We start from the raw sequence: 19,841 nt of genomic DNA on the forward strand, positions 1-19,841 counted from the left end.
CGCCGACCCGGCCAGGTCACCCGTCGGCACGACCGTTTCCGGCGTGACAGCGAAGGAATCCAAGAGGGTCGTCATCGTCGGCGCGGGCGTGCTGGGCACCATGCACGCCTGGCACGCCGTCGAGCGCGGCCACGACGTCGTCCACATCGAGCGCGAGAGCGAGGCGCGGGGCGCGTCCCTCCGCAACTTCGGCCAGATCTGGGTGAGCGGCCGCGCGTCCGGCGAGGAGCTGGACACCGCCCTGCGCGCCCGCGAGCTGTGGGAGCGCGTCGGCGGCAGCGTGCCGGGCCTCGGTTTCCGCCCGAACGGCTCCCTCACCCCCGTGCGCACCGACCTCGAACGCGCCACCGCCGAGGCCGCCGCCGCCCGCCCCGACGCCGCCGCCCGGGGTTTCGAGCTGCTCACCCCCGCCGAGGCACGCGCCATCAACCCCGCGCTGCGCGGCGACTTCACCGCCGCCCTGTGGTGCGAGCGGGACGCCGCCGTCGAGCCCCGCACCGCCCAGCTCGCCCTGCGCGAGGCGCTCCTCGCGTCCGGCCGGTACACCTTCCTGCCGAACCGCGAGGTACGGGACGTGGTGGGCGAGCACGCCGTCCGCGACGACCACGGCGACACCCACGGCGGCGACGCCGTCGTCCTGTGCACCGGCGCCTGGCTCGGCGGGCTCGTCCGCGGGGTCGCGGGCGAGATCCCCGTACGCCGCGTCCGCCTCCAGATGATGCAGACCGCCCCGCTCGGCGAGCCGCTCACCACATCCGTCGCGGACGCCGACAGCTTCCGCTACTACCCCGCCTACGAATCCGCCGCGCTCGCCGCCGGGCAGCCGCAGGAGCCCGTCGCCGCCGCCCACCACATGCAGCTGCTGATGGTGCAGCGCCTCGACGGCGGGCTGACCATCGGCGACACCCACGAGTACGAGCACCCCTTCCCGTTCGACACGGCCGAGGACCCGTACGAGCACCTGGCGCGCGTCGTGGAGGGCCTCCTCGGGCGGCCCCTGCCGCCGGTCCGCCGCCGCTGGGCCGGGGTGTACGCGCAGTGCGTGGACACGGGCCGCGTCGTCCACCGCCAGCGCGTCCGCGAGGGGGTCTGGCTGGTCACCGGGCCCGGCGGGCGCGGCATGACCTGCGCGCCCGCCATCGCCGAGACCACCGCCGACGAACTGAACTGGTGAGGAACCCCATGCCGCAGCTGAACCTCGTCGTCCTGGACATGGCCGGCACCACCGTCTCCGACGGCGGTCTGGTCGAGGACGCCTTCGCCGCCGCCGCCCGCCGCCTCGGCGAGGACCCCGCCCCGATGCTGGGCCATGTCCGCGCCACCATGGGCGAGTCCAAGATCTCCGTCTTCCGCCACCTCTTCGGCGGCGACGAGGCCATGGCCCGCCGCGCCAACACCGCCTTCGAGGAGGCGTACGCCGAGCGGGTCGCCGCCGGGGCCGTCACCCCCGTGCCGGGCGCCGCCGACACGGTCCGCGCCCTGCGCGAGGCGGGCCGCACCGTCGTCCTCACCACCGGCTTCGCCCGCGTCACCCAGGACACCCTCCTCGACGCGCTCGGCTGGCGGGACCTCGCCGACCTCGCCCTGTGCCCCGCCGACGCGGGCGGACGCGGCCGCCCCTGCCCGGACCTCGTCCTCACCGCGCTGCTGCGCACCGGCGCCGTCGACGACGTGCGGCAGGTCGCGGTCGCCGGGGACACCGCGTACGACATGCTCAGCGGCGTCCGCGCGGGCGCCGGGCTCGTCGCGGGCGTCCTCACCGGCGCCCACGACCGGGCCCGCCTCACCGAAAACGGCGCCACCCACGTCCTGTCCTCCGTCGCCGGACTGCCCGCACTGATCGAGGCCGTCGAGGCGCCGGGCGCGCAGGAGCCGGGCGCGGGGAAGCCGGGCGTGGGGGAGCCCCGGTGAGCGGCATCCGCTTCGAGCGCGTGTCCGTCGTATACGGCGGCACGACCGTCCTGGACTCCCTCGACCTGACCGTCGAACCGGGCGAGGTCATGGCGCTGCTCGGCCCGTCCGGCTCCGGCAAGACGACCGCGTTGCGCGCCCTCGCCGGGTTCGTCAGGCCAGCCTCCGGGCGGGTCCTCATCGGCGGGCGGGACGTCACGGCGCTGCCCCCGTACCAGCGCGGCATCGGCATGGTCGTGCAGAGCTACGCCCTGTTCCCGCACATGAGGGTGGAGGACAACGTCGCCTTCGGGCTGAAGGCGCGGAAGGTCCCCCGCCGCGACATCGCGGGCCGGGTCGCCGACGCCCTCGACATGACCGGCATGAGCGCGTACGCCCGCCGCTACCCGCGCGAACTGTCCGGCGGCCAGCAGCAGCGCGTCGCCATCGCCCGCGCGCTCGCCATCCGCCCAGGCGTGCTCCTGCTCGACGAGCCGCTGTCCGCCCTGGACGCCCGCCTCCGCTCCGGGATGCTCGGCGAACTGGCGCGCCTGCACCGCGAGTTGCCGGACGTGTCGATGCTGTACGTCACCCACGACCAGGTGGAGGCGCTCACCCTGGCCGACCGGGTCGCCGTCATGGACCGGGCCCGCCTGCGGGACTGCGGCACGCCCCGCGAGCTGTACCGGCGTCCCCGTACGGAGTTCACGGCTTCGTTCGTCGGCGACGCGAACCTGCTGCCGGTGACCGTGACCGCCGACGGGACGGGCGTGGCGTTCGCGGGCCGGGAGCTGGACGTCCCCGTGGGCGACGCCGCCCGGGGCGCCGCCGCGACGTTGTGCGTACGGCCCCACCTGGTCGGCCTCGGGGACGGCCCGAACGCGCTGACGGGCCGCCTCGCGGAGGTCCGGTGGCGCGGCGCGACCCACCGCCTGCACGTCGAACTGCCCGGCGGGCAGCGGGTGAGGGCCGACGTGCGCGAGCTGTGCGAGCCGCCGCTCACCGGCGCGGAGGTCACCGTCCACTTCGCCCCGGAGGACGCGGCGCTGATCCCGGCGGACATGGCCCCGTCGGACGCCGTACCCACGGCGGTACCGGCAGCCGAGCGGGCAGCCGAACCGGCCGCCGAGCGGGCCCCGGGGCCCGAGGCCGGCCCCGCGACGCGGGAACCCGCCGCCGAGGTGAGCGCCCATGGCCGCTGACGCCACCACCGCACCCCGCACCGGGGCCGCGACGACCACCGCGCCCGGCTCCACCCCGCCGGACACCCCCGCCGTCCCCGCCCCGCCCGCCCCGGCGGGGACGCGTACCGCACGGCTGCCGCGCGCCGCCTGGACCGTCCCGCCCCTGGCCGTGCTCGGCTTGCTGTTCCTGTACCCGCTGGCCCTCGTCGTACAGGAGTCCCTGGCCCCCGGCGCGTACGCCTCCGTCCTCACCTCCGAGGCGTTCCGCGACGCGCTCGTCACGACCGTCCTGCTGGCGCTCGGCGCGACCGCCGGGTGCCTGCTCCTCGGGTTCGTCCTCGCGCTGGTCCTCGCGTTCGTGCCGTTCCCCGGCTCGCGCGCGGTCGCCCGCTTCGTGGACGTGTTCCTCTCCTTCCCCTCCTTCCTCGTCACCCTCGCCCTGCTCTTCCTGTACGGGACGGTCGGCATCGCCAACGGCCTGTGGACCGACGCCACCGGCGACCCGACGGGCCCGTTCCGGTTCCTGACCACGCCGTGGGGCGTCCTCCTCGCGGAGATCACGTACTTCACGCCGTTCGTCATGCGCCCGCTGCTCGCCGCGTTCGCGCAGCTCGACACCGCGCAGCTGGAGGCCGCGTCCTCGCTGGGCGGGCGGCCCGCGCGGATCGTGCGGCGGGTGATCCTCCCCGAGGCGCTGCCCGCGCTCGCGGCGGGCGGCGGACTGGTCCTGGTGCTCTCCCTCAACGAGTTCGGGATCGTCCTGTTCACCGGCGCCAAGGGCGTCACGACCCTGCCGACCCTGATCTACGGCAAGGCGATCCTGGAGTCCGACTACGTCGCCGCCTGCGTCGTCGCGGTCGTCAACGTCGCCCTGTCCGTGGGCCTCTACTCCCTGTACCGGGTGGTGAGCCGCCGTGCTGGTGCACACCGCTAGGGGCCGCTGGGCCGCGTGGGCCCTGTTCGCCGTCCTCTTCCTGCCGCTGTTCGCGCTGCCGCTGCTGGTCGTCGTCGCCGCGTCGTTCGCGACGAACTGGTCCGGCGCCCTGCCATCGGGCCCGACCACCGCGCACTACGCCTCCGCCGTACGCGGCGAGTCCCTCCAGGCGCTCACCACCAGCCTGGTCACCGCCGCGACGGCCAGCGTCCTCGCGCTGGTCCTCGGCACCTGGGCGGCGCTCGCGTCCGCGCGGCTCCCGCCCCGCGTACGCCGGGTGGTGGACGCCCTGTTCATGCTGCCCGTCGCCGTGCCGTCGGTGGTCGTCGGCCTGGCCGTGCTGGTCGCGTTCTCCCGGCCGCCGCTGTTCCTCAACGGCACGCCGTGGATCGTGCTGGTCGCGCACACCGTGCTAGTCACGGCGTTCGCCCACCAGTCCGTCTCGGCCGCGCTGACCCGCCTCGACCCGGCGTACGAGGAGGCCGCCGCGTCGCTCGGCGCGAGCCCCGCGCACGTCCTGTGGCGGGTGCGGCTGCCGCTGCTGCTGCCGTCGCTGAACGCCGCCGCCGGGCTCTGCTTCGCCCTGTCCATGGGCGAGCTGAGCGCCACGATGATGCTCTACCCGCCCGACTGGCTGCCGCTGCCCGTACTGGTCTTCACGGCCACCGACCGTGGCTCCCTCTTCACCGGCTCGGCCCTCGCCGTGGTCCTCATGGCGGCGACGCTGCTGGTCCTCGCCGCCCTCACCCGCCTGCGCACCCGTGCCACGTACCGCTGAAACCCAGGAGAGACCCGTCATGTCCGCACCCGCCCTCCGGAAGGCCGCCGCGGCCGCCGTCACCGCCACCGCACTGCTCGCCGCGCTCACCGGCTGCTCCGGCTCCGCCGCGTCCGACGAGAACGTCGTCACCGTCTACAGCGCCGACGGCCTCAAGGGCGAGAAGGGCGACGGCTGGTACGACCGGGTCTTCGAGGACTTCGAGAAGAAGACCGGCATCAAGGTGAAGTACGTCGAGGGCGGCTCCGGCGAGATGGTGCAGCGCGCCCTGCGCGAGCGGGGCAACACCCAGGCCGACGTCCTGGTCACGCTGCCGCCGTTCATCCAGCAGGCCGACTCCAAGGGCCTCCTCCAGCCGTACACGCCGAAGGGCACCGCCCACGTCCACCCCGCGGGCAAGTCCCCCACCGGCACGTGGACGGCCGTCGTGAACAACTACTTCGGGTTCGTCCACAACAAGAAGGAGCTGGAGACCCCGCCCACCACCTGGGAGGAACTGCTCGACCCCAAGTACAAGGACCGCCTCCAGTACTCGACGCCCGGTGTCGCGGGCGACGGGACCGCCGTCGTCATCAAGGCCATGCACGACTTCGGCGGGCAGGCCCCGGCGATGGAGTACCTGAGGAAGCTCCAGGCCAACAACGTCGGCCCGTCGTCGTCCACGTCGAAGCTCGCCCCCAAGGTCGACAAGGGCGAACTGCTCGTCGCCAACGGGGACGTGCAGATGAACTTCGCCCAGTCGCGGTCCATGCCGAACCTCGGCATCTGGTTCCCGGCCCGCGAGGGCGGCGGGCCCACCACGTTCGCCCTCCCGTACACCGCGGGGCTCGTCAAGGACGCCCCGCACACGGAAAACGCCAAGAAGCTGCTCGACCACCTCCTCAGCGAGGAGGCGCAGCGCCAGGCCAGCGCGGTCGGCGGAGGCTTCCCGGCCCGCACGGACATCAAGCCCACCGACGCCAACGCCATCGCGCTCGACCGGCTGATGCGGGACGTGGAGGTCTTCGAGCCGGAGTGGTCCGACATCGAGAAGAACCTCACCTCGTACATCGAGGCGTGGAAGTCGGCCACCGGAAGCTGAGCGTCCGTCAGTTCTTCACCGTACGGACCCTGGCGCCCGCCCCGAGCGGGCGCCACCATGACCCGCGCACCGCGCACCATCCCCGCACGACGGCACCACCGCACGACGGCACCACCGCACGCGGCACGTGCCGCGTGCCGCCGCCCCACGAGACCACCCCGCACCATCCGCACCCGGCACGTCCCGCACCACCGCACCCGGCACCATCCGCACCACGAGACCACCACGGCACCACACCCCACCCGTCCGGACTCCACGGAGGACCCGCCATGCCGACCGCCGGCATACCCCGCCGTACCGTGCTCGCCGCCACAGCGACCACCGCGGCCCTCGCCGCCGCCGGAACCGTCACCGCCCCCGCCCACGCCGCCACCGCGGCCGTGCCCACGCTGCCGAACGGCACCAGCCAGGACAAGGTCCTCGTCGTCGGCATGGACGGCCTGCGCCTCGACCGCGTCGACGCGGCGAACGCCCCGAACCTGAAGACGATGCGCGCGGCCGGCACGCTGGGCACGTCGCTCCTGTACGCCAACCCCATGGCCGCCACGTCCTCGGGCCCCGGCTGGTCCACCATCACGACCGGCGTGTGGCCCGACAAGCACGGCGTGCGCGACAACACCTTCACCGGCCGCGACTACGCCCGCTACCCGGGCTTCCTCGCCCGCCTCCACCAGGTGCGCCCCGCGCTGTCGCTGTTCGCCGCGGTGGACTGGAAGCCGCTCGACACGTACGGCACGGTCACCGCGGGAGCCGACGCCAAGCTGGTCCTGGACGGCGACCGGGACGGGTACGCCGGCCACGACGAGACCATCACGGCCACCTCGGTCTCCGTCCTGCGCGACCAGAACCCGGACGTGCTGTTCGTGTACCTGGGCAACACGGACGTCGTCGCCCACGCGTACGGCACCGGCCAGCGGTACCTGGACGCGATCGCCGTGCAGGACGCGCAGCTGGGCCGGATGCTCGCCGCGATCGAGGCCCGCCCGACCCGCGCGTCCGAGCGGTGGACGGTCATCGTCTGCACCGACCACGGCCATGTGGACGCGGGCGGCCACGGCGGCAGCTCCATCGCCGAGCGGTCCACGTTCGTGCTGGCCACCGGGCCGGGCATCGCGGCGGGGGCGCGCCCGCACGACACGCGCCTGGTGGACGTGGCGGCGACCGTCTTCCACCAGCTGGGCGTCACCCCTGACCCGGCGTGGGGCCTGGACGGCAAGCCGGTCCAGGAGCGGTCGGCCGACCCCTTCGACTCCCTGTACGGGTCGCTGTCCGGCCGCGTGGACGAGACGGGCATCCCCGCCGGGGTGCTCGGCTTCACCCACACCCCGCCCAGCGGCTGGTCCGTCGTCAACAACGCGATGGGCACGGGCGGGGTCACCGAGTGGCGCGGCTGGTCGTTCTCCACGGACGACTTCTGGTCCCGCACCCAGCGCGATCAGTGGCGCGAGCTGAACGTCCGCTCCCGGGGCGTCTTCGCCGTCGCCGACTCCGACGAGTGGGACGACAAGGCGAACTCGGGCCGCTTCGAATCGACGCTGGTGACGCCCGCGTACGGGGTGACCGGCGCGTCCCGAGTGACGCTGGACTTCACCACGCACTACCGCCAGGAGTCCGGCCAGACCGCGCAGGTCCTCGCCTCGTTCAACGGCGGCATCCCGACGGTCGTACGCTCCTACACCTCCGACGTGGTGGCCCAGCCGCAGTCGCTGACGGCCGACGTGCCGCCGGGGGCGACCACGGTCCACTTCCGCTTCCGCTACACCGGCTCCAACAACTGGTACTGGGTGGTCGACGGGGTCAAGATCCGCACATCGTGATTACCCTGGGGGCGCCGCCACAGCGCTGTCGCGGCGCCCCCAGCACGCAAGCGGTATCTGTACGGCAGGAGTCCCGCCCCATGGCAGAGCGCAAGCCGATCGAATCCTGGCTGACCGACATGGACGGCGTCCTCATCCACGAGGGCGTGCCGATCCCCGGCGCCGACGCTTTCATCCGCAAGCTCCGGGACAACGAGCGGCCGTTCCTCGTCCTGACGAACAACTCCATCTACACGGCCCGCGACCTGCACGCCCGGCTGTACCGGATGGGGCTCGACGTGCCGGTGGAGAACATCTGGACGTCGGCGCTCGCGACCGCGCAGTTCCTGGACGACCAGCGGCCGGGCGGCACCGCGTACGTCATCGGCGAGGCGGGGCTGACGACGGCGCTGCACGACATCGGGTACGTGCTCACCGACCACGACCCGGACTACGTGGTCCTCGGCGAGACCCGCACGTACAGCTTCGAGGCGCTGACCAAGGCGATCCGGCTCATCAACGGCGGCGCCCGGTTCATCTGCACCAACCCGGACGAGACGGGACCGTCCGCCGAGGGCCCGCTGCCCGCGACCGGCTCCGTCGCCGCGCTGATCACCAAGGCGACCGGCCGCGAGCCGTACTTCGCGGGCAAGCCGAACCCGCTGATGATGCGCACCGGGCTGAACGCGATCGGCGCCCACTCGGAGACCAGCGCCATGATCGGCGACCGGATGGACACGGACGTGCTGGCCGGTCTGGAGGCGGGGATGGAGACGTTCCTCGTGCTCACCGGGCTCACCACCCCGGCGGACGTGGACCGCTACCCGTTCCGGCCGTCGTCGGTGGTGGACTCCATCGCCGATCTGGTCGATCGGGTCTGACCGGCGAAGAGGTGAGGTGGGGGCCCCTTACCGGCCGGTAGGGGGCCTCTCCGCGTGCCCTCCGGGGATGCGGGGAGCGGCGATCCGGGTGAATCTTCCTACGAGGAGGTTCACGATGCGTCCAGGTGTGGTTGCTGTCCGTGCCGCGACGGCGGCCGCCGTCCTCGTCCTCGCCCCGGCCGCCGCCCCCGCACTGGCGGGCGACCCGTGGGGCGGGCCTGCTGCCGGGCCGGTGGGTGATCCGTCGGGCGGGCCGGTCTCCGGGCCCTCCGCCGGGCCGGAGCGTGGGCGGGTGAGTGCGGTGGTCACGCCCGGGGCGGTCGCGCCGGGCGGTGACCTGGACGTCCGCGTCCAGGGCTGTGCGGGGCCCGGCGGGACGGTCCGCTCCCCGGTGTTCGTCGCGGACGTGGCGCTGTCGGGGCGCGGCGGAGGCGGGGGCGGCGGGGACCTGTACGGCGACACGACCGTACGGTCCGGCACGGCGGCCGGCTCGTACCCGCTGACCGTCGTCTGCGGCGGCCGCACCCACCGCGACGCGGGCCGCGTCCAGGTCGATCCCGCGCCGCGCCCCACGCCCCACGCCCCCGTCCGGGCGGGCGGAGGGGGCGCCCCTCCACCGGTCGTGGACGCCGTCGCGCACCGGCTCGCGGACGCCCCGAGCGTCGCCGGGCCCGTCGCGGAAGCGCCGGGCGCCGCCGGGCAGGGGCCGGGCACCCGCCACACGGTGATCGGGCTGGTCCTCGCTGCGGTCGCCGCCGTCGCCGTCGCCGTGCGTTCCGCGCGCCGCCGCCGCGGCCGTGACGCGGACTGACATGGCGCCCCGCCCCCTCGCCGAGAGCGGCGCGTCCGGCACCGGCACCGGCCGGATGGCCGTCGGCCTGGTCTGGGCGCTCGTCCTGGTGCTGATGTGGCTGTGGGGGAAGGAGGTCACCGCCGGGCAGGGCGGTCTCTCCGCCCCGACGACCGGTGACGTCGCCGCCGTCGGCCGCCCCCGCGGCGTACCGCTGCCGCCCCCGCGTCCGCCCGCCGCCCCCGCCGCGCCCGAGCGGCTGGCCGTGCCGTCGCTCGGTATCGACGGTGTCCCGGTCGTACCGCGCGGACTGGAGCCGTCCGGCGCGATCGAGCCGCCGCCGTACGAGGCGCCGCGCACGGTCGGCTGGTACGCGGCCGGGACCACGCCCGGCGCGCGCGGCACGGCCCTGCTGGTCGGCCATGTGGACACGAGGACCCGGCCCGCCGTCTTCCACGGGCTCGGCACCACCCGGCCGGGCGCCGTCGTGCGGGTGGCCCGCGCGGACGGCACCGTCGCGGAGTTCACCGTGGAGGACGTACGGGTCTTCTCGCGGCACGCGTTCGACGCGCACCAGGCGTACGGGCCCCGCGACCCGGCCCGCGCCGAACTGCGGCTGATCACCTGCGGCGGCACCTTCGACCGCGCCACGTCCAGCTACACGGCGAACGTCGTCGTCTCCGCGTACCTGACCGCGATCCGCTGAGCCCGCCACCGCCGCACGGAGGAACGACCGAGGCCCCCTCACTCGGTGAGGGGGCCTCGGTTTCGCGTGCGCCGCCAGGGACTCGAACCCCGGACCCGCTGATTAAGAGTCAGCTGCTCTAACCAACTGAGCTAGCGGCGCCTGCTGACCTGCACAACTCTACCCGACGCCGGAGGGTGCTCCCGACCGCCCGGCCGTCCGGCAGTCGGGCGGGCCGAGAATTTCCCGGCTCGCCGGGCCTGTCGGATGGTCGTTTTTTCCCTTTTGACGGTCAAAATGCCGTATGCACGGAGAGATCTCGTCGAGTGTCGAGGGGAAGAACCGTATGGCCGTTCCGGTCTTCGAGGAGTACGAACCCGCCGCCGACTGTCCCTGCCCCGGCTGCGCCCGGCGGCGGCGGGAGCTCGCGCTCCGCCCGGCCGTACGGGAGGGCGGGCACCCCGCCGCGCACGGGGCGCGGCGCGCACTCGTCCTGTTCACCGCGGCGGGTGTCGTGCTGGGCGGCGGCACCCCCGCCGCGGCCGGCCCGGCACCGGCGGGCCCACCGCAGCCTGCTGGTCCGCCCCAATCCGCCGGGTCACCGCATTCCGCCGGGCCGACCGGGCGGGACCCGGGCGGCGATCCGTCCGGCGACCCGTCCGGCGGCAACCCGCAGGGCGGCACGACCGGGCTGCACGGCCGCCCCCTCGCGGGCCCGGCGGGCGGCTCCCTCGCCCAGGCGCCGCTGCCGAAGGTCAGCCGTGCGGAGATGATCGCCCGCGCCGAGCGTTGGGTCACCGAGAAGGTCCCGTACTCGATGGAGAAGTACTGGTCGGACGGCTACCGGCAGGACTGCTCCGGCTATGTCTCCATGGCGTGGAAGCTGCCCGCCAACGAGTGGACCGGCAGCCTCCACCGCTACGCGGAGAAGATCGCGTGGGCGGACCTCCAGCCGGGCGACATCCTGCTGTTCCACAACCCCGCGAACCCCACCAAGGGGTCCCACGTCACGATCTTCGGCGGCTGGACGGACGACCGGCGCACCCATTACCTGGCGTACGAGCAGACGAAGCCGCACACCCGCAAGCAGCCGACCCCGCTGGCGTACTGGACCGACTCCGACCGGTACGTCGGCTACCGCTACCTCGGCGTCGTCGCGGACGGCACCTCGACGGGCGGAGCCCCGTCCTCCACGGCGTTCCCCGGCACCCGGCACTTCGGCCCCGGCGCGGTCAACGCGCACGTCACCCACCTGGGCCGGATGCTCGTGCAGCGCGGCGGGGCCCGCTTCTACGAGACGGGGCCCGGGCCCGAGTGGACGGCGGCGGACCGCAGGGCGACTGCGGCGTTCCAGCGGGCGCAGGGCTGGCGCGGCGCGGAGGCGGACGGGCTGCCGGGGCCGCACACCTGGCGGCTGCTCACCACCGGCCGGGGCCGGGACATCCCGCCCGCCGCGGGACAGGCACCGCCCCCGTACCCGGGGCGGGCCCACTTCCGGCCCGGCCAGTCCAGCCAGCACGTCGAGACGCTGGGCCGCCAGTTGGTGCGGCGCGGCTACGGCAAGCACTACCGCACCGGTCCGGGCCCGCGCTGGAGCGAGGCGGACCGGCGCAACGTCCAGGACTTCCAGCGCGCCCAGGGCTGGCGCGGCGGCGCGGCCGACGGCCACCCGGGCCCGGAGACATGGAGGCGGCTCTTCCGATGACCGAGCACCACACCCGCAGGACGCCCCCGCCCCCGGTGGACGTCCCGAACCTGCTCCAGCCGACCCCGTCCGTGGTGGTGGAGGGTCCTCGCACGGACCCCGCCCCCCGGCCCGAGACCCGGCGTCCCAAAGCCCCCCGGCCCGGGACTCCCCGCCCGGAGAACCCCTGGCCCGAGGGCCGTCCCGGGGCGCGTCCGGAGACGCCGGGCACGACGGAGGACGCACCCGCCACGAGGGCGGGCGCCGTGCCCGAGGTGGGACCCCATGTCAGGCCCGTACCGGCGGGAGGTGACCGGACCGCGGCGGGTCCCGTGCGGTCGGCCACGGCCCCCGGCACGGCGACGCCCCACGTCAGGCCCGCACCGGCGGCCCCGAGCGACGGCGGCCCGAACAGCGGTGCCCCGACCGGCGGTGCCCCGACCGGCGGTGGCCCCGGCGTGGAGGCGGCACCGCGCGCGCCGGAGCCGGGGGCCCACCGGCCGGTGGCCGCCGAGCACACCGCCCCGGCCGCCCCCGAGCCGCCGTCGGCCGGGGCGACTCCCGCCGACGCCCCCGGTACGGCAGCGGAGCCGGGCGGCACGGTGGCGGCAGGCGAGGCGACGACCACGACGGCCGTACGGCAGGCTGCGGCCGCGCCCCCGGCCACCGAAGCTCGGATGGAGCCGATCGCCGAAGCCCCGGTCGCCGAAGCCCCGGTCGCCGAGCCGCCGGTCGCCCCCGCCCCGGAGCCGCCGTTCGCCTCCACCCCCCTCACCGAGCCGTCGGCCGCCCCGGCCCGGCCCGCGCCTCATGCGGCGCCCGCACCCCCCGCGCCCGCGGCCACCGGCCGGCCCCCGGCCGCTGCGGAGGAGGACCGTGCCGGGACGCCCGGTACAGAAGCGCCCTCGGACGCCCCGGCAGCAGCGCCCCTCGGCAGTACCGCCGCGCCCTGCCCCGCCACGCCCCCCACGGCGGCCGCGCCGGACCACCGGCAGCCGTCGGTCGCGGAGCGATCCGCCGCGACCGACCGGGCCGTCTGCGCCGATGCGCTGTCGGCCGAGGCACTCCGCCTCGCCGAGCCGCACCGTTCCGCCCCGGCGGGCGACGGCCCCACCGAGCCGCCCGTCGAGCGCGTCGCAGACCGGGCGTCCCACCTGGTCGAGGCGTCCCACCTGGTCGAGGCGTCCCACCCGGTCGAGGCGTCCCACCCGGTCGAGGCGCCCCTCGCGCCCACGGCCGAGCCCCCGCGCGCCGCAGGCCCCGGCACGGCGGAGGCCCCGGCGCATGCCGAGGCCCGGTCCGTGGCCGGACCCGTACAGGCCCCCGGACCCGTACAGGCCCCCGAACCGCCTGCTGCCGAGGAGACGCGCACCGGCGCGGCCGACGCCCAGGGGGAGCGGCGGGAGCCGGCCGGCAAGCACGCGGCGGGATCCGCCCGCCCGGAGGCCGCCCCCGAGCCGGGGCCCAGGCCGTCGGGCGGCAAGCACCGCGCCCCGGTACGGGGAACCGAAGCGCCGACCGGCGAGGAAACCGACGGCCCGGCGGCGGACGTGTCCCGTACCGCCACCGGAACGCCTCGCGCCGACCGCCCGGCGGACACGGACACGGACACGGGCACGGGCACGGGCCCGGCCACCGGCCCGGTTCTCGCCGCGCCCCTCCGCCTGGACCAGCCCCTCGCCTCCGGGCCGTACGGCGCCGACGCGGGAGACGCGGCAGGCGCCGCCACGGCCCTGGCCGACGGGCCCGCCGTCGGCCGGGTGGTGGCCCCGGAGGAGACGGCACCCCTGCGGGCCGTCCTGTCCCGGAACGGCACTTCCCCCCACCAGTCCCGCCCCGGCGGGACCGACTCCCCGGCCGGTACCGGCGAAGCCCCCGGCCTCGCCACCAACCCCGCCCCCCACAGCCTCACCACCAACCCCGCCCCCCGGGGCCGGACCAACGGCACCGGCCTCCGGGGCCCCAGCACCGGCACCACCGCCCCCGCCGCACCGGCCCGAACCGGGCGGGCGCGGCCTCAGGGGCGTCCCGACGCGCGGGCCGGGAGCGCTCCGGACGCGGCCGCCGCCACGCGGGCGAAGGGCGGACGGCGCGGGCGGCACGCCGGAGCGCGGCGGGGCACGGTCCTCGGCGCGGCGCCGGTCGAGCGGGAGGGCGTGGCGCTGCCCGGCTGGACGGGGCTGGCCGCCGGGGCGGTCGCGCTCGTCGCCTGCGGGTTCGCCGCGTGGTGGACGGGCGCGCTGCCCGAAGGGCTCGGCCGGATGCTGGGCCTGCCGTTCCGCCCGTACCGGGGTCTGCCGCTCGGGACGTCCGCGCTGCTGACGGCCGGTGTGCTGCTGGCGATGTTCGCGTTCGGCGGGCTGGTGCGCGGCCGGGTCGGGTACGCCTCCGTGCTCACCCTGTTCGGCGACTACCGGGGCACCGTGCGGCGCACCGGCCTGCTGTGGGTGAGCCCGCTGCTGCTGCGCCGCCGTCTCGACGTACGGCTGCGGCACTGGCGCAGCGAACCGCTGCCCGCCGTCGACGCGAACGGCACGGCCCTGCGGGTCGTCGTGCTGGTCGTGTGGCGGGTCCGTGACACGGTCCGGGCGGCGTTCGCCGTGGCGGACCACGAGCGGTACCTGCGCGAACAGGTGGAGGCCGCCCTCGCGCGCGTGCTGTCCCGGCTGCCCGCCGACGTGTTCCACGGCGGCGAGCCGACGCTGCGGGACGCCGACGCGGTGGGGGAGGCGATGACGCGGATGGTCGCCGCCGAGTGCGCGCCGGTCGGCATCGAGGTGTTCTCGGCGCAGCCGACGCGGATCGAGTACGCCCCGGAGATCGCGGCAGCGATGCGCCGCCGCCGGATCGCGGCGATCGACGCGCAGCACCGGGACGCGGTGCTCGGCTCGGTCGTGGACGCGGTGGACGACATGATGCACCGGCTCACCGAGCGGGGCCTGGTCGAGCTGGACGACTACGAGCGCAAGGACCTGGTGCGGGACCTGACCGTGGCGTTCTACACGGGGCACACCCTCCCGGCCGCCGCCGACCGGGGCGCCTGAGCCGGGACCGGCACCCCCGGCGCGGTATCCGGCACGCCCGGGAAGCACCCGTACGCCCGGCAAGCGGAAAGGCCCCTCGCTTTCGCGAGGGGCCTTCCTGTCTGTGCGCCGCCAGGGACTCGAACCCCGGACCCGCTGATTAAGAGTCAGCTGCTCTAACCAACTGAGCTAGCGGCGCCCGCTGACAGAAGTAATACTACCCGGTCCTCAGGGGTGCTCCGCGCCACCGCCCGACGCTCCCGCCCCACAGCCCGCGCCACCGGCCTGGGCGCCGCCTCACAGCCCGCGCCACCGGTCCGGACCGCGCCCGGAGCCTCTGCCCCGCCGCGCACTCTCACACGGCAGCCTCGCGGGGCCGGCGGGCTGCGCCGCCCGGCGGTCTCACAGCGCCAGCGACAGCACCACTGGCGCGGCCTTGCGGTTCAGGGTGTCCGCCGCCGAGCGCAGCCGGTGGGCGTGCTCGATCGGGAGGGACAGGGCCAGGCAGCCGACCGACGAACCGGCCGTCAGCGGGACCGCCGCGCAGACCGTGCCCACGGCGTACTCCTGGAGGTCCAGGACGGGGACGGTCGGCGGCTGGCTGTCCAGCTTGGAGAACAGCACCCGCTCGCTGGTGATCGTCCGCGACGTGAGCCGGGCGATCTTGTGGCGGGCCAGGTGGTCGCGCCGCCCGTTCTGGTCGAGCTGGGTCAGCAGGCACTTGCCGACCGCGCTGGCGTGCGCCGCCGAGCGGAAGTCCACCCACTCGTTGACCTTCGGCGTGTGCGGCCCGTCCGCCATCTGCGTGATCTTGACCTCGCCGTCGATGTACCGGCTGATGTACACGGCCGCGCCGACCGAGTCGCGCAGCTCCGTGAGGGTCTCCTGGAGCTTCGCCTCCAGCGCCTCGCGCCGGGTGACGCCGGAGCCGAGCAGCACCAGCGAGTCGCCCACGATGTACGCGCCGTCGGCGACCTGCTCCACGTACCCCTCGCGCCGCAGCATGCGCAGCAGCGGCGTCAGGTGCGCGGCCGGCAGGCCCGTCTCGCGCGCGATCTGCGCGTCGGTGACCCCGCCGCCGTGCCGGGACACCGTTTCGAGGACGCGCAGGGCGTACTGCACCGAATGGAACGGCGCGGTCGGCTCGGGCTTCAGCGCCACGGTTTCCCCCTACCAGGTTGTGACCGCAAGCTACCTTCCGTACCACGATAACCGCCAAGGACCCTTTACGGGCCAGCCGTTGGCAAGAAGTACGCCCCGCCCCGCCGCGCACGCTGCGACGCGCTCCCCTGGTATATGCCAGTGGCACGGCGGGGGCGAGTAAGGCGAGGTCAGAGCACCGCGCCCAGGAATTCGCGAGTGCGTTCGTGCTCCGGGTCGGAGAAGATCTTCTCCGGTGAACCGGCTTCGATCACGCGTCCGGAGTCGAACATGAGAACCTCGTCCGAGATGTCCCTGGCGAAATTCATCTCATGCGTGACGCACACCATGGTGATGTCCGTGGTCCGCGCGATGTCCGTGAGCAGGTCCAGCACCCCGGCCACCAGCTCCGGGTCGAGCGCCGACGTCACCTCGTCCAGCAGCAGCACCTTCGGCCGCATCGCCAGCGCCCGCGCGATGGCCACGCGCTGCTGCTGACCGCCCGACAGCTGCGAGGGCCGCGCGTCCTCCTTGGCGGCGAGCCCCACCAGGTCCAGCAGTCCGCGCGCCCGTTCGGCGGCCTCGTCGCGGCTCATGCCGAGCACCCGTACGGGCGCCTCGGTGACGTTGCGCAGCACGGACATGTTCGGGAACAGGTTGAACTGCTGGAACACCATGCCGATGTCCTTGCGCACCTCGCGGCGCTGCCTCTCGTCGGCGGGGAACAGCCGTCGGCCGCCCACCTCGATCGTGCCGCTGTCGGGCCGCTCCAGCGTCATCAGCATCCGCAGGATCGTCGTCTTGCCGGACCCGGACGGGCCGATCAGCGTGACGTGGCGGCCCGCGTCGACCGTGAACGACAGGTCGTCCAGGACGGTGTTCTCGCCGAAGCGCTTGGACACGTCGGTGAAGCGGACGAGTTCGGTGGACGGACCGGCGGGCGGGGTGGTGGTCGGGTCAGTGGACAAGGCGGCGCTCCAGAGTGCGGACGAGCAGGGAAGCCGGGTAGGCGATCAGGATGAAGGCGACACCGACGACGGTGAGCGGCTCGGTGTACTGGAAGGTGTCGGCGCTCTCCAGCCGTGCCCGCTGGAGCATCTCCAGCACGCTGATTCCGGCGAGCAGCGGCGTGTCCTTCAGCATGGCGATGACGTAGTTGCCGAGCGCGGGCGCGACGCGGCGCACCGCCTGCGGCAGGATCACCGCCGACCAGGTGCGGTGCGCGGGCAGGCTGAGCGCCCTCGCCGCCTCCCACTGCCCGGCGGGTACGGCGTCGATGCCCGCCTTGTACACCTGCGCCGTGTACGTCGAGTAGTGCAGCCCGATGGCGAGGGTGCCGGTGGTGAGCGCCGAGAACTGCACGCCCCACTCGGGCAGCACGAAGTACAGGAAGAACAGCTGCACCAGCAGCGGCGTCGTACGGACGAAATCGGTGACGGCGGTCACCGGCCAGCGCACCAGCCGGCTCCGGCCGCGCAGCCCGGCCGCCCACACGAGGCCCAGGGTGAACGAGATCAGCGAGCCGAGGACGAGGACCTGCAGGGTGACCAGCAGCCCGTCGGCGAAGCTCGGCAGGAAGTCCGCGACGGCGGACCAGTCCCAGGTCACTTGACCACCATCCCCAGGTTGGCCTTCGCCCGGCGCTCCAGCGCCTTCATGGAGCGGGTCACCCCGAGGGCGAGGACGAAGTAGATGACGAGCACGGCCGTGTAGATCTGCGCGCTGTCCTGGGTGGCGAGCCGCACCAGGTACGCCGCGAACGACACGTCCCCGACGCCGAGCAGCGACACGAGCGCCGTGCCCTTGAGCAGCTCCACCAGCAGGTTGCAGAACGACGGCAGCATCTCCGGCACCGCCTGCGGCAGCAGCACCAGCCGCATCCGCTGCCAGGGCGTCAGACTCAGCGCCACGGCCGCCTCCCGCTGCGCCGGCGGTACGGCGGCCAGGCCGCCACGCACCACTTCGGCGCCGTACGCCCCGTACGACAGGCCCAGCGCGAGCACCGCCGCCCACATCGGCACCAACTGCCAGCCCAGCAGCGGCGGTACCACGAAGAACAGCCAGAACATCAGCACCAGCGCGGAGACGCCCCGGAAGATCTCCGTGTACGCGGTGGCGGCGAACCGCACGAGCCGCGAGCGGTGGGTGCGGGCCATGCCGACGCCGAACGCCACCACCGCGCCGAGCAGCGCGCTGTACACGAGGAGCTGGACGGTGACCCAGATGCCGGGCAGGACCCAGTTCTGCCAGAGTCCCATGGTCATCGGCACAGCTCCTCGGCGGTCAGCGTGGTCATCTCCGCGCGGGTGAAGCCGAACCGGCGCATGATGCGGAACAGCTCGCCGCTCCGCTTCATGCGGTGGATCTCGGCGTTGAAGGCGTCCCGCAGCTCCCGGTCGGTGCGGCGGAACGCGAAGCCGCCGCCGTCGATCTGCCGCTTGCCGTCCACGACGGCGGCGAACGGCTCGGTCGCCTCGGTCCTGGCGCTGCCGCGCACCACCTGGCGGCTGGTGAGGGCGGTGCCCACGAAGGCGTCCACCCGGCCGGATTCGACGGCGTTCAGCCCCGCGACCTGATCCTGGAGAATGACGAGCCGCTTCTCGGGGTACCCGGCGGCCACGGCATAGGCGCTCTGCGCGTATCCGGCGCCGGTGGCGAGGCGGGCCCGGCGGCGCACCACGTCCTCGTACGAGCGCAGCCCGAGCGGGTTGCCCTTCCGCACGATGAAGGAGTCCAGCATCTGGTACTCGGGATCGGAGAAGAGCACCTGCCGGCAGCGGTCCTTCTTGATGTACATGCCGGCGGACACGACGTCGAACTGCTGTGAGTTGAGGCCGGGGATGAGGGAGCCGAAGTCGGTCGCCACGGGCTGGACGCGGTCGATGCCGAGCCGCCGGAACACGACCTTGGCGAGTTCGGGCGCCTCGCCGGTGAAGGCGCCGTCCTCGTCCACGTACCCGTAGGGCACCTCCCCGGCGATGCCGAGCCGTACCGTGCCCTGCGATCTGAGCCGGGCGAGGGCGTCCCCGGTGGGAACGCGGGCGCACCCGGCGGCGCCGAGCGCCCCCGACACGCCGAACGCCGCCGTGCCGAGGAGCAACGAGCGGCGTCTCACCGATCCTGATTCCCTGTCTCTGTTGTCTGTGCGACGAGCTGTACGAGCCATGGGCGCGCCGCTACCCGGACCCGCTCGGGGTATGCCGGATCGGCGCTACCGATTACAGGAGGCTTTGCCATGACCACCGTCGGACTGCTCCGCCCGGAGGGTCACCCGGAGGACGACTACCGCCGTATCGAGACGCTGCTGGGCGGCGACATCCGCGTGGACCCCGTCGTGTACGACGGGCCCGGCACCGACCCGGAGCGGCTGGCCGCCGGGGCGGAGCGGCTGCGTCTCGCGGGCACCGACGCGGTCGTGTGGGCGACGGCGGGCGCGTCGTTCGCGCAGGGCTGGGACGCGGCGCGGGCCCACGCCAGGGCGCTGGCGCTGACGGCGGGCCTCCCCGCGTCCAGTACGGCGATCGGCTTCGCGCACGCGACGCGGGCGGTCGGCGCGACCCGCGTGGCGGTGGCGGGCGGGTACCCGGACGACGTGGCGGGCGCGGTGGTCCGGTTCCTGGAGGCGGCGGGCATCCAGGTGGTGGGCGAGGCGCGGGCGCACGGCGGGCTGCCGCTGCCCGATCTGGTGCGGGCGGCCGACGACCCGAGCGCGGAGGCGGTGCTGGTCCCGGACACCTCCGTGCCGACGGTCGCTGAGGTCCCGGAGGCGGAGGCGGCGGCCGGGAAGCCCGTGCTGACGGGGACGCTGGTGACGGTGTGGGAGGGGCTGCGGCTCGCGGAGCGGCACGGGGTGTGGGGCGAGGAGCTGGGCGCGCTGTTCGTCCGCCGTGGTCCGCGGGACGTGTGGGAGCCGAGGGCGTAGGGCGCGCCGGGGCTGAGCCGGGAATAAGCGGATGGTGCCTCCTGTTAGGCGAT

18 protein-coding genes and 2 tRNA genes are annotated in these 19,841 nt (G+C 74.8%); 13 read left to right on the forward strand and 7 right to left on the reverse strand.

Going from position 1 to position 19,841, the window contains the following annotated elements; genetic code table 11:
* The first annotated feature begins 43 nt into the window (after positions 1-43).
* The 10 genes from J116_RS18190 to J116_RS18235 all read left to right on the forward strand — a co-directional run bounded on the left by J116_RS18190 (position 44) and on the right by J116_RS18235 (position 10,040).
* Positions 44-1,174 carry a TIGR03364 family FAD-dependent oxidoreductase gene (locus tag J116_RS18190; protein WP_023588503.1) on the forward strand — a complete coding sequence of 377 codons (1,131 nt, stop codon included), beginning with the start codon at positions 44-46 and terminating at the stop codon, positions 1,172-1,174.
* An 8-nt stretch (positions 1,175-1,182) separates the two neighbouring features.
* The gene (locus tag J116_RS18195) at positions 1,183-1,911 is read left to right on the forward strand and encodes a phosphonatase-like hydrolase (protein WP_023588504.1); all 729 of its coding nucleotides are present in this window, start codon (positions 1,183-1,185) and stop codon (positions 1,909-1,911) included.
* Positions 1,908-3,092 (forward strand): ABC transporter ATP-binding protein, encoded by a 1,185-nt coding sequence (locus J116_RS18200; RefSeq protein WP_023588505.1) that lies wholly within the window; start codon positions 1,908-1,910, stop codon positions 3,090-3,092. The genes J116_RS18195 and J116_RS18200 overlap by 4 nt, the downstream gene beginning before the upstream one ends.
* Entirely contained in the window at positions 3,082-4,008 is a 927-nt protein-coding gene (locus tag J116_RS18205; protein WP_023588506.1) for a 2-aminoethylphosphonate ABC transporter permease subunit, read from the forward strand. Before J116_RS18200 ends, J116_RS18205 begins: the two co-directional genes overlap by 11 nt.
* A complete protein-coding gene (locus tag J116_RS18210; protein WP_023588507.1) occupies positions 3,989-4,786 on the forward strand; it encodes an ABC transporter permease in 798 nt (265 codons plus the stop codon). The genes J116_RS18205 and J116_RS18210 overlap by 20 nt, the downstream gene beginning before the upstream one ends.
* 19 nt (positions 4,787-4,805) lie before the next feature.
* Positions 4,806-5,867 (forward strand): 2-aminoethylphosphonate ABC transporter substrate-binding protein, encoded by a 1,062-nt coding sequence (locus J116_RS18215; RefSeq protein ID WP_023588508.1) that lies wholly within the window; start codon positions 4,806-4,808, stop codon positions 5,865-5,867.
* Positions 5,868-6,136: 269 nt separating this feature from the next.
* Complete coding sequence (locus J116_RS18220) at positions 6,137-7,684, forward strand: alkaline phosphatase family protein (protein WP_023588509.1); 1,548 nt, start codon at positions 6,137-6,139, stop codon at positions 7,682-7,684.
* 80 nt (positions 7,685-7,764) lie between these two features.
* Positions 7,765-8,544 (forward strand): HAD-IIA family hydrolase, encoded by a 780-nt coding sequence (locus J116_RS18225; protein WP_023588510.1) that lies wholly within the window; start codon positions 7,765-7,767, stop codon positions 8,542-8,544.
* A 127-nt stretch (positions 8,545-8,671) separates the two neighbouring features.
* A complete protein-coding gene (locus tag J116_RS18230) occupies positions 8,672-9,355 on the forward strand; it encodes a hypothetical protein (RefSeq protein ID WP_235617363.1) in 684 nt (227 codons plus the stop codon).
* A gap of 1 nt (position 9,356) precedes the next feature.
* Entirely contained in the window at positions 9,357-10,040 is a 684-nt protein-coding gene (locus tag J116_RS18235; protein WP_023588512.1) for a class F sortase, read from the forward strand.
* A gap of 67 nt (positions 10,041-10,107) precedes the next feature.
* Here J116_RS18235 and J116_RS18240 read toward each other — a convergent pair.
* Positions 10,108-10,181 (reverse strand) — tRNA-Lys (locus J116_RS18240).
* A 184-nt stretch (positions 10,182-10,365) separates the two neighbouring features.
* Here J116_RS18240 and J116_RS18245 point away from each other — a divergent pair.
* Together J116_RS18245 and J116_RS30995 are read left to right on the forward strand one after the other, a co-directional pair.
* The gene (locus J116_RS18245) at positions 10,366-11,724 is read left to right on the forward strand and encodes a peptidoglycan-binding protein (protein WP_023588513.1); all 1,359 of its coding nucleotides are present in this window, start codon (positions 10,366-10,368) and stop codon (positions 11,722-11,724) included.
* Positions 11,721-14,747 (forward strand): SPFH domain-containing protein, encoded by a 3,027-nt coding sequence (locus J116_RS30995; protein WP_023588514.1) that lies wholly within the window; start codon positions 11,721-11,723, stop codon positions 14,745-14,747. The genes J116_RS18245 and J116_RS30995 overlap by 4 nt, the downstream gene beginning before the upstream one ends.
* A 104-nt stretch (positions 14,748-14,851) precedes the next feature.
* Here J116_RS30995 and J116_RS18255 read toward each other — a convergent pair.
* From J116_RS18255 to ehuB, 6 genes are all read right to left on the reverse strand, one after another.
* Positions 14,852-14,925, reverse strand: a tRNA-Lys gene (locus J116_RS18255).
* Between the two features lie 203 nt (positions 14,926-15,128).
* Positions 15,129-15,887, reverse strand: a complete 759-nt coding sequence (locus J116_RS18260) for an IclR family transcriptional regulator (protein WP_023588515.1) — start codon at positions 15,885-15,887, stop codon at positions 15,129-15,131.
* 170 nt (positions 15,888-16,057) lie between these two features.
* Positions 16,058-16,834, reverse strand: a complete 777-nt coding sequence (gene ehuA, locus J116_RS18265) for an ectoine/hydroxyectoine ABC transporter ATP-binding protein EhuA (protein WP_023588516.1) — start codon at positions 16,832-16,834, stop codon at positions 16,058-16,060.
* Entirely contained in the window at positions 16,824-17,474 is a 651-nt protein-coding gene (ehuD, locus tag J116_RS18270) for an ectoine/hydroxyectoine ABC transporter permease subunit EhuD (RefSeq protein ID WP_023588517.1), read from the reverse strand. Before ehuD ends, ehuA begins: the two co-directional genes overlap by 11 nt.
* The gene (ehuC, locus tag J116_RS18275; RefSeq protein ID WP_023588518.1) at positions 17,471-18,130 is read right to left on the reverse strand and encodes an ectoine/hydroxyectoine ABC transporter permease subunit EhuC; all 660 of its coding nucleotides are present in this window, start codon (positions 18,128-18,130) and stop codon (positions 17,471-17,473) included. The genes ehuD and ehuC overlap by 4 nt, the downstream gene beginning before the upstream one ends.
* Complete coding sequence (gene ehuB, locus J116_RS18280) at positions 18,127-19,032, reverse strand: ectoine/hydroxyectoine ABC transporter substrate-binding protein EhuB (protein WP_023588519.1); 906 nt, start codon at positions 19,030-19,032, stop codon at positions 18,127-18,129. The genes ehuC and ehuB overlap by 4 nt, the downstream gene beginning before the upstream one ends.
* 69 nt (positions 19,033-19,101) lie before the next feature.
* Here ehuB and J116_RS18285 point away from each other — a divergent pair, with 69 nt between their 5' ends.
* On the forward strand, positions 19,102-19,788 hold the full coding sequence (locus J116_RS18285) for an aspartate racemase/maleate isomerase family protein (RefSeq protein ID WP_023588520.1): 687 nt from the start codon (positions 19,102-19,104) through the stop codon (positions 19,786-19,788).
* The last annotated feature ends 53 nt before the right edge of the window (positions 19,789-19,841 follow it).

The organism is Streptomyces thermolilacinus SPC6 (genome assembly GCF_000478605.2).
Classification (GTDB): Bacteria; Actinomycetota; Actinomycetes; order Streptomycetales; family Streptomycetaceae; genus Streptomyces; species Streptomyces thermolilacinus.